Genomic DNA, 12,545 nt, shown 5'->3' with positions numbered 1-12,545 from the left:
TGATAGGTGAGGAAAGCTTCTCTCACCTATCAATTATTTATTTCACAAGCGCTATAAGAGATTTTAATTTCCCTGCTGCATGGACATAAGCCCTCGCCGACGCTTCCAATACGTCTTGCGCAACTCCGAAACCTGATATTTGGTGACTACCTTCTTTTAATTCAACATGAACGTGAGCAAGTGCATCTTGACCTTGTGTAATAGATTGTATGCGATAATCTGCCAATTCACATTCTAATCCTAAAATTCTTTGAATCGCATTGTATATCGCTTCAATACTACCAGAACCCGTGGCTGCATCTTCATATACATTTCCTTCCTCATCCTTCAGCACAACTGTTGCGCATTGTGTACTATTTGATACGAAATGCACTTGTAATTGCGTAATGTTATATTGCTGGGCTGCAAATGCTGCTTCACCAAGCATAATTGCGCGTAAATCTTCCTCAGTAATTTCCTTTTTACGATCCGCCAATTTTTTAAATGCTTCGAATGCCGCATCTCGCTCTTCATTTGTAAATTCATAACCAAGCTCTTTCATTTTTTCCGTAAACGCATGACGGCCAGAATGTTTCCCAAGTACAAAGAGATTTTGAGATTCTCCTATAAGCGCTGGTTCGATAATTTCATAAGTTGTTACTTCTTTTAAAACCCCATCTTGGTGGATGCCTGATTCATGAGCAAATGCATTCGCTCCAACGATTGCTTTATTTTTCGGTACAACCATACCCGTTAACCTGCTTACTAATGTACTCGTCGCCTTAATTTCTTTTAAAGTCATCGAAGGTTCTGCTTTATAAAAATCTTTTCTAATATGAAGAGCTACTGCAACTTCTTCTAACGCTGCATTCCCTGCTCTTTCTCCAATGCCATTAATCGTTCCTTCTACTTGCACTGCTCCCCCTTCAACCGCAGCTAACGAATTTGCTACTGCCATACCAAGATCATCGTGACAATGACAAGAAAAAATCGCTTTTTCATATGATGGAACGGATTCTTGTAAGTATTTAAAAAGAGAATAATACTCTTCCGGATTTGTATATCCAACTGTATCCGGAATATTAATTACATTCGCTCCTGCTCGAATCGCAATTTCTACTGCTTCAGCTAAAAATGCTCTCGATGTTCTTGTCGCATCTTCTGCAGAAAATTGTACTGTCGGAAATAATGATTTTCCGAGCGTAACCGCGCGATGAATACTATTTAACACATCTTCTTTTGACATACAAAGTTTATATTTCATATGAATATCACTCGTAGCTAGAAATACGTGTAGACGAGGAGATACAGCGCCTCTCACAGCTTCATATGCTCTTCGAATGTCACTTTCTTTCGCTCTAGCTAAACTCATAACCGTAGCGTTTTGAATTGTATTCGCGATGCGTTTTACCGATTGGAAGTCACCTTCGGAAGCTGCCGCGAATCCAGCTTCCATTACATGAATACCAAGCCTCTCTAATTGCCTAGCAATTTGTAACTTCTCTTGTTCATTTAAATTTACTCCCGGTGATTGTTCGCCATCACGAAGCGTTGTATCCATGAACAAAATCTGCTTCATATTATTTAATCCCTACCTTTACTCGCGGCTGTACGAAAGGCATCATTTCACGTAATTTACGTCCTACTACTTCGATTTCATGTTCATTCTCTTTCTCATTTGTCGCGTGGAAATTTGGTCTTCCTGCTTTATGCTCTGCAATCCAGCCTCTTGCAAATGTACCATCTTGAATTTCTGCTAATACTGCCCCCATCGCTTTCTTCGTATCTTCAGTAACAACGCGTGGTCCTGATACGAAGTCTCCCCACTGCGCTGTATCTGAAACTGAATATCTCATATTTTCAAGTCCACCTTCATACATAAGATCAACGATTAGCTTCAGTTCATGTAAACATTCAAAATATGCAAGTTCAGGCTGGTATCCCGCATCAACTAACGTTTCAAATCCTGCTTTTACAAGTGCAGTCACTCCGCCGCAGAGTACAGCTTGCTCTCCAAATAAATCTGTTTCTGTTTCTTCTTTAAACGTCGTTTCTAATACACCAGCTCTCGTTGCTCCAATTCCGTCAGCATAAGAAAGTGCTTTTTCAGTCGCAACTCCTGTTGCATCTTGATATACTGCAAATAATGCAGGAACAGCCCCTCCCTCGGCGAACGTACGGCGTACGAGATGCCCCGGTCCTTTTGGCGCTACTAGAAATACATCTACATTCGCTGGTGGTTTTACTTGATCAAAGTGAACATTAAATCCATGTGCGAACACGAGAGAGTTTCCAGCCTGTAAATTTGGTGCAATTTCAGCTTCATATACTTCTGGTTGTAATTCATCAGGTAATAGAATCATTACTACATCAGCTTTTTCCGCTGCTTCTGCTACTGTATATACAGAAAACCCATCTTCATTCGCTTTATCCCAAGACTTACCTTTTCTTAAACCTACTACTACATCAAATCCGTTATCACGTAAATTTTGCGCATGCGCATGACCTTGCGAGCCATATCCGATGATTGCTACTTTCTTTTCCTTTAATACATTTACTGTTACATCTTTCTCATAATAAACTTTTGCCATTTTCATTTCCCCCTATATTTAAATGATTATTGAATTAACATAACTTGCTTATCTTGTTTTTTCATACTACGTGTAAATGCTGTTACACCTGTTCTAGCAATTTCTTTCAAACCGTATGGACGAAGTAATTCAATTAACGCTTCTACTTTATCTTGCGTACCTGTTACTTGCACAACTATGGAATCCTTCCCAACATCTATTACAGCGGCTCGAAATGGTTCAATTAAACTATATAATTCTGCCCTCGCTACAGAAGTTGCTACTTTAATAAGAGCAAGCTCTCTAGCAATCATTGCTTCTTCTGTAATATCTGATACTTTCAGAACATCGATTTGCTTATGAAGTTGTTTAATTAACTGCTCAACTTGCTGTTCACTTTCAACGTGTACAACAATCGTCATTCGCGATATATCTGATGATTCTGTATGACCTACTGAAATACTTTCAATATTAAAATGTCTTCGTGTCATAACCCCTGTAATTCGGTTTAACACACCACTTTGATTTCGAACTGTCGCTGTAACAATTCTCTTCACCCTTTTTCCACTCCCTCCATTTGGTGAACACCTTTTCCTGGTGCAACCATCGGCATAACCTTCTCTGATTGAAGTACACGACAATCGATTACGACTGGCTCTTGTAATTCGATCGCATGCTGGATTTGCTTCTTTGCAAGAAGTGGATCGTCAATACGAACACCTTTTATACCATACGCATTCGCAAGAGCGACGAAATCTGGTTGGCATGGCAATAAAGAATGTGAATATCTTTGATTGTAAAATTCATCTTGCCATTGTCTTACCATTCCTAAAGCTTCATTATTTAAAATAAATACTTTAACGGGTAAAGCGTGTTCTTTTAATACACTTAATTCTTGCAGAGTCATTTGAAACCCAGCATCACCAACAATTGCAATAACTAGTTCATCTCTCTTTGCAATTTGCGCACCGATTGCTGCTGGAAATCCGAACCCCATCGTTCCTAATCCGCCAGAAGTTACCCATTTATCTGGATTTTTCAACGGATAGTATTGTGCTGCCCACATTTGATGTTGCCCAACGTCTGTTGTTACAATCGCTTCTCCCTTCGTAATTTCATATAGCATATCAATCGCATATTGAGGTTTAATACTTTCAGAATTTCGTTTATAAGAGAATGGATACTTTTCTTTTCTACTCTTTAATAAAGAGAGCCATTCATGATGATTTTCTTTCTTTCCTTCTGATTGAAGCAATACTTCTAACGCCCGCTTAGCACTTGCAACAATAGGAATCTCTGTTGGCACATTTTTCCCGATTTCTGCTGGATCAATATCGATATGTGCAACAGTCGCCCCTTTAGCAAAAAAAGCTAAATTCCCAGTAAGACGATCGTCAAATCTCGCACCTATATTAATGAGTAAGTCGCATTCATATAACGCCATATTGGCTGTGTAAGAACCGTGCATTCCCCCCATCCCTAGAAATAGCCCATCATCTGGCGGAAAACCACCAAGTCCAAGTAACGTATGCACAACAGGGATTTCATATTTACGGGCAAAACTTGTCAATTCTTTCGAAGTTTTCGCATGCAGTATACCTGCTCCAGCTAAAATTAACGGTTTTTTTGCGGTTTCAATTGCTTGTAGTAATTTGTTTATTTGAAGTAGATTCGGTTCATAATTAGGGTTATATCCTGGTAAATCCATTTGTACATTGCTACATCGCTCACCTTTCTCGACTACCATATCTTTCGGAAGGTCAATAACGACTGGTCCTGGTCTTCCTGTTTTAGCAATATGAAATGCTTCTTTAATAATTCGAGGTAAATCTGAGGCCTTTCGCACTTGATAGTTATGTTTTGTCACTGGCATCGTAAGTCCCATAATATCCGCCTCTTGAAAAGCATCGCTCCCAATTAACGTTGTTGCTACTTGGCCTGTAAATACAACAAGTGGCAATGAATCAATCATCGCATCCGCTAGACCCGTAATTACATTTGTAGCACCTGGTCCACTCGTTGCAATTACAACCCCTGGGTTCCCTGTAATTCTGGCATACCCTTCAGCAGCGTGAATTGCCCCTTGCTCATGCCTTGTTAAAATATGCGGAATTTCACAATCATACAGTGCATCATAGAGAGGTAAAACGGCACCACCCGGATAACCGAAAATCACTTTTACGCCTTCCTTTTCTAGCGCTTCTAACAATAGCTGTGCACCAGTTGCCAGTTTCTCTTCCGTTTTTGAAGACATTGTTCTTATAAGCCCCCTTTTTCAAACTTTTATACAATAAAAAAATCCTACGTCCACACTCCAGCTATGTGCTGAAGGGACGAAAGATTTCGCGGTACCACCCTTCTTTGCAAGAATACTCTTGCCTCAGTGATCCATAAATGGATCTAGCTAATAACGGAGCTACCGTCTAAGCCTAGACAAATGCTTTAGCTTAGCACTCAAGGGCGATGTTCGTCGACGTGAACCATCGGTTTTCAGCAACCACCGACTCTCTGTGAGGCTTCACAATCAACTACTCCTCCCTATCAACGCTTTCTTATGTTAAAAAAGTTGTTATCCAACTTTATTTTCTTCGTAAATTTTCTCTCCATCTTCTACAACTAACTTACGAAACTCTTCTAATAAACGGTTCGTATGTGGACCTGTTTGCCCTAAGCCAATCGTTCTACCATCTACTGTCGTAACAGCAATAACTTCAGCAGCTGTTCCTGTTAAAAACACTTCATCAGCTACATATACATCATGTCTTGTAAATAACTCTTCTCTTACGTCATATCCAAGTTTTTCGCCGATTTCTAAAATGGCGTTTCGTGTAATACCTTCTAACGCTCCAGCAGAACTTGGTGGTGTAATTAATTTATTTCCTTTAACAATAAACACGTTATCTCCTGAGCCTTCAGCTACATATCCTTGATCATTTAACATAAGTGCTTCTTGTACTCCAGCTAATTTCGCTTCAATACGAACTAAAATATTGTTTAAGTAATTTAAAGATTTTACTTGAGGGGATAAAACATCGGGACGATTTCGGCGCGTTGCAACTGTTACAACTGGAATCCCTTTCTCATAATATTCTTGTGGGAATAAAGATAATTGTTCTGCAATTACTACTACATTCGGCTTCTTACATGAATCGGGATCCAATCCAAGATTTCCTGCTCCTCTTGATACAACAAGGCGAATGTATCCATTAGATAATTTATTTTGTCGAATCGTCTCAACAACAATATTTGTTACTTCATCTAATGAATATGGAATTTCTAAAAGGATTGATTTTGCTGATTCATACAACCGGACAAGGTGCTCTCTCAAACGGAAAACATTACCGCTATAAACTCTAATTCCTTCAAACACTCCATCGCCATATAAATAGCCATGATCATATACTGAAACTTTTGCCTCATCTTTTGGAACAAATTCTCCATTTAAGAAAATCCATTGCTCATTCACTAGAAGCGCCTCCTATGTTCTATGAATTTTTTATTGTTTCCTAGTTTACTCTCCTTTCTAAATAAATCAAGTGAATTTTTAGAAAATGTATAATTTTTAATCGTACGTACTTCTTTACTTATATTGATTTAACAACATTGTTAACGTTTACAAAAAGTCAAAAAATTTTTTTCGCCAATTTCCACTAAAAAAATATTTGTTTAAAAGAAGGATTTTCATCAATTGATGCGAATCTATTGTATTCAATAAACGGACGTCCAATTTTATAAATCCGGGAATATATAACGACTTTTGCTGAAAAAGGGGGAAAATAACAAAAATAGCGCTGTCTAAAAATAACATTCATATTTTTCATTTCGTAATCATAATCCTATTTTTAAAAAACAATTTGTCAAAATGAAGGAGGAAATAAATATGGCGTGTGTACAAATTAAAGGAACTAGACAAGAGGTAGTAGAAATGCTGCAATTATTTGATCTAATGGATACGAAAGGTTTTTGTAAATTCGATAATTACGTAGAGGTAGAACCAAATACGCAAGAACATAATCATTTTATTGCTTCAATCGACATCCATTCAAATACTTCTTCTACCCAAGATACATTAAACGATCAATTCGTTAGTCAAATGCTTACTGGCGTATATAACGACTAAACAAAGATTTACTTCCTACCGTCTTTTCATAAATGCAGTGAACTTGAGCATACTAGCAATTAGATGGTAGGAGGTGAGAATTATGGCTAGAATTGGCGTTGAAAACTCATTAACAGACGTTCAACAAGCTCTTCAGCAACAAGGTCATGAAGTTGTTACACTTAACTCAGAACAGGATGCACAAGGTTGTGATTGTTGCGTTGTAACTGGGCAAGATTCTAATGTGATGGGCATTGCAGATACATCAATTAAAGGATCAGTCATTACAGCTCACGGTTTAACAACGGATGAAATTTGTCAACAAGTTGAAAGTCGCACTTAAAAAATGAAAGAGGACTCCTTTTAAAAGGAGTCCTCTTTTTTATATTCACCTAACGGGAAAGTAACATATACTGGATGAAAGCCCTACCTCTCTCTCATCATTACGGTTCCACTGACCGCTCCTTGATTCACTAGTATACATATATAGCTTACAAATACAATTTATAGGGTTTGTTCACAAAAGTTGTTGATAAAATTACCCGATCTTTCGCAAACTTTTCGTATTGCATTCATAAGAGATATTTACTTTACACTAGCTGTAACCGAGACACGAATTAAAATTCTAACACCAATACAATAACTTGTCAATATTTTTCCGCAAATTAAAAACAGACATTAACGGTTTGTCTGTTTTAGAATGGAGCTTTTTCTTTTATTACATATACAACAAAGCCGCTTACTAACATAAATAAGCCAACTACTAAGTTTTTGATATTAATCATAAATTCCTCTCCCTTATTCCACACATCATATATATTTACATTTCAATTATTCCGATCATCCTAAAGCGCACTTTTTCTAATATATCATAATTCCTAAAAAATGCAAGTTCACTTTCGACGACCATTCACAAATTTATCTACAGTGCTTGGTACAGTATTTAAAGCCTTTTCAATTAAATGTGTACTGCTGTTGAGATGTAATACTTGCACCCCATTAGAACCAACTACTAAAAAAGCTACTAGACTAATGGAAACCCCAGCCCCGCTTCCTCCTCCAAATGGATGCCCTTGTTTGTTCTCTTTATGCTGATTTTGCCCACCGTTATGTTTTTCAGTAATGAAATCCCCTTTAAAATCACTTCCACCAGCTCCAAAACCAAAAGCCACTTGAGATACTGTTAATACTACATTTCCGTCAGCTGTTGAAACCGGGCTCCCAACAATTGTATTTACATCTACCATTTCTTTTAAATTTGTCATTGCCGTTTTCATTAAATTTTCAATTGGATGTTCCATTATGTATTGCACCCTTTCCTCATTATTCCTTTTTATATTTTCCAAAATAGAGGAAGTCATACTAACTTTTCCTATTTCAAGAAAACATTTTCCTCCTTTTAAAAGATACTACTCCCTGTACATGCTCCGGTATAGTGAAACTTTAATCAGTGGGATGTGTACGTAGCTCGACTCTCACAAATAGCGGGATAAAAAAGAAAAAGAGATACATACTACTATTGAACCTTGTTATGAAAGGAGTCATGACTTTGACTGAGAAATTTGATGATTATAAAAGAAAAGATAGAATAGATAGTGATTATAGTGACTATAAAGAAGAGTACGCCGCTGAGGTTGCACCACAACGCATTGATTATGATTACAATGATAAAGACGATAAAGATGTTGTAAAATCGTCCGCTGCTGGATCAACTGCTGGTTTTATTGCTCTTGCGCTATCTATCTTATCGCTATTTACATTTCCAACACTATTTGGTCTTGTTTCTGTTTTACTCGGTATTTACGCTTATAATCGCGGAGCTACTGTAACTGGCGGTATCGCTGCAGTTGTCGGTGGAATTGCTGCACTTATCGCAATTTTATTCCGAGTAGCACTTATTGGTCTATTGTTCTCCCTGTTCTAAAAAAGAAAAAGGTATCTCGCTTAACGCGGGATACCTTATCCTGTAAACACATCTTCCGATGGATATTTTATTTTTTGTTTTGCTGGTCGCGCTAAAGAGAACACAAGTGTTAATGGTCCAATTAATCCGCAGAACATAACAAACATAATAATACATTTTCCGAATGCCGATAGCTTTGCAGTAATTCCCATCGTTAATCCGACTGTGCCAAACGCTGATATTGTCTCAAATAATAATTGAATAAAGCTGAAGTTTTCTGTAAGCATTAATATGAATACCGCTGCTAAAATAAGTATTTGACTGGCAACAGCAATCGCTAAGGCCCTCGTTACTGTCGACATTTTAATTGTACGCTGAAATAAAACAATTTCCTCCTTTTTTCTAAAGAAAGAAAGGACAGATGTAATTAAGATAACAAACGTCGTTAATTTAATTCCTCCACCTGTCGATACACTTCCTGCACCAATAAACATTAAAATCATCGTAAATAATATAGATGATTCTTCCATACCTCCATAGTCAACCGTATTAAATCCAGCTGTCCGCGGAGTAATACCTTGAAAGAAGGAAGCCCATATTTTTTCATTTAAAGATAAATTCCCTAACGTCTTCACATTATTATATTCCAATACAAAAATCACAATCATTGCTATAATATTTAGCACTACTGTTCCAATAATCATTATTTTTGAGTGAAGTGATAATTTTCGAAAACTGCGGCTATACCATATATCAATTAATACGGTAAAACCGAGTCCCCCAATTACAATTAAAGAGCAAATCCCAATATTAATAATGGGATCCCCTACATATCTTGTTAAATTATCTGGCCATAAAGCAAATCCTGCATTATTATAAGATGCAATTACATGAAAAATACTATAGTATAAACCTTTTCCAAAACCAAACTCTGGAATAAAGCGAAACGATAAAAAGATGACCCCAATAAGTTCAATACAAATCGAAAATATAAAGACATGCTTTACTAATTTTACAAGACCACCTATATTTGTTTGATTAAATGCTTCTCCAATTAATAAACGATGGCGTAATCCGATTTTTTTACCTAGCACCCAAACAATTAAAATGGCAATTGTCATAAGGCCTAGACCACCTGTTTGAATTAAAAACATAATAACAATTTCGCCAAACATCGTAAATGTACTTGCTGTATCCACTACTCCCAAACCAGTTACGGTCGCTGCTGACGTTGCTGTAAAGAAAGCATCTACCCAACTAATATGTACTTTCGTTGCGAATGGTAATTTTAATAACAAACCGCCAACCACAATTAAGCAGAAAAAGCCTAATGCTAATATTTGTGGTGGGTTTAATCGTATAAGACGATTATACAGCCCTTGTTTTTTTGTTACGTCCATATCACTAACTCCCTTATTAAAGTGAAGCTTTCCCCTCATACAATAAAAAGCTTTTTAAAAGCCCTTAAATAATTAGGACAAACCTTATATTCTCATAATATAGTTGAGCATAATCCTTTTTTTCATAGATTACAACTTTTATTTATATTCAGATTCCTTTTCGTTTTATGCCGGAAAACTCTATATCCTAACTCAATATTGCTAGCAATAACAATTTCATATGTACTATTTTTCAAATCCCCATATCTTTCACTCTATGTTCACATAGAGGTCACATCCACCTTTTATAGTATATGTATCGAAGCTGTTCCTCCCTAATTTATAAGACATTCCCCAGTGTCTTAAAGCAGCTTCCATCCCTAATTAAATTGACATAAATTGTCCCCTTCCTTGACCATCTTATATATGATGGTCTTATTTTTTTGTCTTTCTATCTTTTATTTAAAACTCCCTCTCTCTTTCACTCTATATTCACACAGAGGTCACATCTACCTTTTATAGTATATGTATCGAAGCTGTTCCTCCCTAATTTATAAGACATTCCCCAGTGTCTTAAAGCAGCTTCCATCCCTAATTAAATTGACATAAATTGTCCCCTTCCTTGACCATCTTATATATGATGGTCTTATTTTTTTGTCTTTCTATCTTTTATTTAAAACTCCCTCTCTCTTTCACTCTATGTTCACACAGAGGTCACATCTACCTTTTATAGTATATGTATCGAAGCTGTTCAAAGACATTCCCCAGTGTCTTTGAACAGCTTCCATCCCTAATTAAATTGACATAAATTGTCCCCTTCCTTGACCATCTTATATATGATGGTCTTATTTTTTGTCTTTCTATCTTTTATTTAAAACTCCCCCTCTCTTTCACCCTATGTTCACATGAGAGTCACACCTACCTTTTATAGTATATGTATCGAAGTTGTTCCTCCCTAATTTATAAGACATTCCCCAGTGTCTTAAAGCAACTTCCATCCCTAATTAAATTGACATAAATTGTCCCCTTCCCTTGACCATCCTATGTGATGGTCTATTTTATTTTCCAAACACAAAATCAGTCTATCTACACTTAAACAAAAACGAAAAATTCAGAAAATATTGTCAAATTAGGTATTTTTTCGGTATAATTACTTTAGAAAGAAATTTCGCAAAAACAAAAGGGGGGATTTTATTGAAACAAACAAAAGCAATCTTAATCGCATTATTTCTAGGTCTAGTTGTTGGACTCACTCTAAATTTAGCTGCTCCATCTATCTTTGAGCCACTAAATCAATTTGTGTTCAACCCAATTGGTCAATTGTTTATTCGACTTATTAAAATGCTAGTTGTTCCTGTTGTGTTCATTTCTATCGTACTTGGTGCTGCCGGCCTTGGAGATCCGAAACAACTTGGAAGAATCGGTTTAAAATCAATTTCATTCTTTCTCGTAACAACTGCGGTTGCCATCTCTATAGCGGTTACATTTGCACTTATTATAAAACCAGGAGCTGGCGGTAATTTTAAAACAGAAGGTCTTAAGTATGAAGGTGCAAAAACTGAAACATCTTTCGTCGACACATTGCTAAATATCGTACCAGATAACCCAGCAAAAGCGATGGCTGACGGAAACATGTTACAAATCATTGCCTTTGCCGTATTGATTGGACTCGGTATAGCTATTTTAGGAAAACGAGTTCAAGGTATCCATTCATTACTTGAACAGGGCAACGAATTAATGATGTATCTTGTTAATCTCGTTATGAAATTAGCCCCAATTGGAACATTCGGTTTGCTCGCTTCATCCGTTGGTAAAATGGGGCTTGCAGGCGTCGCTGCGATGTTCAAGTATATGATTGTCGTTATGTTAGTACTCATTATTCACGGGGTCTTTGTATATGGCGGCTTATTAAAGGTATTAGCAAAAGAAAGTATTGTTCGTTTCTTTAAACATTTCGGACCAGTAATGGCAATTGGATTTAGTACATCTAGCTCTAATGCATCGCTTCCATTTGCAATGAAAACAGCACAAGATAAACTTGGCGTTCCAAAAGCGATAAGCTCATTTGTACAACCACTAGGGGCAACTATTAATATGGATGGTACTGCCATTATGCAAGGGGTAGCCACTGTATTTATCGCTCAAGTATACGGAGTTGAACTTACATTACCGCAATTAGCTATGGTCGTATTAACTGCTGTACTAGCTAGTATCGGTACTGCTGGTGTACCTGGTGTTGGACTTGTAATGCTTACAATGGTTTTAAATCAAGTAAATCTACCAGTAGAAGGTATCGCTTTAATTATCGGTATTGACCGTATTTTAGATATGTCTAGAACAGCTGTAAACATTTCTGGTGATGCAATTTGCGCAATGATTGTCGCAAAATCAGAAGAAAAATATAATACGGATCAATCGGCAGCATCTTAAATCAAAAAAAGGAGTGATGAATTTCACTCCTTTTTTGATTTACTCCCTTTTTTAGAACGATATTCTTTCCCTTTATTATCATTACCAGTTTCAAATTCAGTGCTAAATTCCTGATTAAACTGGCCGGACTTTGGTGATCCTTGATTACCGCTCCCTTTACTACCGTTACGATTCGTCATATTTCT

The 12,545-nt window shown here is 36.8% G+C and carries 13 protein-coding genes and 1 other annotated feature; of the genes, 4 read left to right on the top strand and 9 right to left on the bottom strand.

Going from position 1 to position 12,545, the window contains the following annotated elements; all coding sequences use genetic code 11:
* Nucleotides 1-37: 37 nt before the first annotated feature.
* From leuA to ilvE, 5 genes are all read right to left on the bottom strand, one after another.
* Nucleotides 38-1,558 (bottom strand): 2-isopropylmalate synthase, encoded by a 1,521-nt coding sequence (leuA, locus tag AC3WVZ_RS05855; protein WP_233936186.1) that lies wholly within the window; start codon nt 1,556-1,558, stop codon nt 38-40.
* A gap of 1 nt (nt 1,559) precedes the next feature.
* A complete protein-coding gene (gene ilvC / locus AC3WVZ_RS05850; protein ID WP_001151740.1) occupies nt 1,560-2,570 on the bottom strand; it encodes a ketol-acid reductoisomerase in 1,011 nt (336 codons plus the stop codon).
* Between the two features lie 26 nt (nt 2,571-2,596).
* Nucleotides 2,597-3,106, bottom strand: a complete 510-nt coding sequence (gene ilvN, locus AC3WVZ_RS05845; protein WP_000822952.1) for an acetolactate synthase small subunit — start codon at nt 3,104-3,106, stop codon at nt 2,597-2,599.
* The gene (ilvB, locus tag AC3WVZ_RS05840) at nt 3,103-4,803 is read right to left on the bottom strand and encodes an acetolactate synthase large subunit (RefSeq protein ID WP_142408228.1); all 1,701 of its coding nucleotides are present in this window, start codon (nt 4,801-4,803) and stop codon (nt 3,103-3,105) included. Before ilvB ends, ilvN begins: the two co-directional genes overlap by 4 nt.
* Before the next feature lie 72 nt (nt 4,804-4,875).
* Nucleotides 4,876-5,103, bottom strand: a binding site (T-box leader).
* Between the two features lie 15 nt (nt 5,104-5,118).
* Nucleotides 5,119-6,015 (bottom strand): branched-chain-amino-acid transaminase, encoded by an 897-nt coding sequence (gene ilvE, locus AC3WVZ_RS05835; protein WP_001005486.1) that lies wholly within the window; start codon nt 6,013-6,015, stop codon nt 5,119-5,121.
* A 414-nt stretch (nt 6,016-6,429) separates the two neighbouring features.
* Here ilvE and AC3WVZ_RS05830 point away from each other — a divergent pair, with 414 nt between their 5' ends.
* Both AC3WVZ_RS05830 and AC3WVZ_RS05825 read left to right on the top strand, forming a co-directional pair.
* Nucleotides 6,430-6,669: a DUF3911 family protein gene (locus AC3WVZ_RS05830; RefSeq protein WP_233936185.1), complete on the top strand. Its 240-nt coding sequence runs from the start codon at nt 6,430-6,432 to the stop codon at nt 6,667-6,669.
* Nucleotides 6,670-6,751: 82 nt separating this feature from the next.
* Nucleotides 6,752-6,991: a YkuS family protein gene (locus tag AC3WVZ_RS05825; protein WP_000101022.1), complete on the top strand. Its 240-nt coding sequence runs from the start codon at nt 6,752-6,754 to the stop codon at nt 6,989-6,991.
* 352 nt (nt 6,992-7,343) lie between these two features.
* On the opposite strand, the gene AC3WVZ_RS05820 is transcribed toward AC3WVZ_RS05825, so the two are convergent.
* Together AC3WVZ_RS05820 and ytfJ are read right to left on the bottom strand one after the other, a co-directional pair.
* Nucleotides 7,344-7,433, bottom strand: a complete 90-nt coding sequence (locus tag AC3WVZ_RS05820; protein ID WP_000608227.1) for a hypothetical protein — start codon at nt 7,431-7,433, stop codon at nt 7,344-7,346.
* Between the two features lie 108 nt (nt 7,434-7,541).
* On the bottom strand, nt 7,542-8,009 hold the full coding sequence (gene ytfJ / locus AC3WVZ_RS05815; protein WP_233936183.1) for a GerW family sporulation protein: 468 nt from the start codon (nt 8,007-8,009) through the stop codon (nt 7,542-7,544).
* Nucleotides 8,010-8,197: 188 nt separating this feature from the next.
* Between ytfJ and AC3WVZ_RS05810 the strand changes: the two genes are divergently transcribed.
* The gene (locus tag AC3WVZ_RS05810) at nt 8,198-8,572 is read left to right on the top strand and encodes a hypothetical protein (RefSeq protein WP_000136542.1); all 375 of its coding nucleotides are present in this window, start codon (nt 8,198-8,200) and stop codon (nt 8,570-8,572) included.
* Between the two features lie 35 nt (nt 8,573-8,607).
* Here the strand turns inward: AC3WVZ_RS05810 and AC3WVZ_RS05805 are convergent, their stop codons facing one another.
* The gene (locus tag AC3WVZ_RS05805; protein ID WP_233936181.1) at nt 8,608-9,951 is read right to left on the bottom strand and encodes a TrkH family potassium uptake protein; all 1,344 of its coding nucleotides are present in this window, start codon (nt 9,949-9,951) and stop codon (nt 8,608-8,610) included.
* Between the two features lie 1,173 nt (nt 9,952-11,124).
* On the opposite strand from AC3WVZ_RS05805, the gene AC3WVZ_RS05800 reads away from it, so the two are divergent.
* Nucleotides 11,125-12,360: a dicarboxylate/amino acid:cation symporter gene (locus AC3WVZ_RS05800; protein WP_000814802.1), complete on the top strand. Its 1,236-nt coding sequence runs from the start codon at nt 11,125-11,127 to the stop codon at nt 12,358-12,360.
* Between the two features lie 23 nt (nt 12,361-12,383).
* Here AC3WVZ_RS05800 and AC3WVZ_RS05795 read toward each other — a convergent pair whose 3' ends face one another.
* Entirely contained in the window at nt 12,384-12,539 is a 156-nt protein-coding gene (locus AC3WVZ_RS05795) for a hypothetical protein (protein WP_000184928.1), read from the bottom strand.
* Nucleotides 12,540-12,545: the final 6 nt, after the last annotated feature.

The sequence above is a fragment of the Bacillus sp. CPT56D-587-MTF genome (assembly GCF_058792335.1).
The sequence above is the reverse complement of the archived record's forward strand: the minus strand, read 5'-3'. Positions and strand labels throughout refer to the sequence as shown.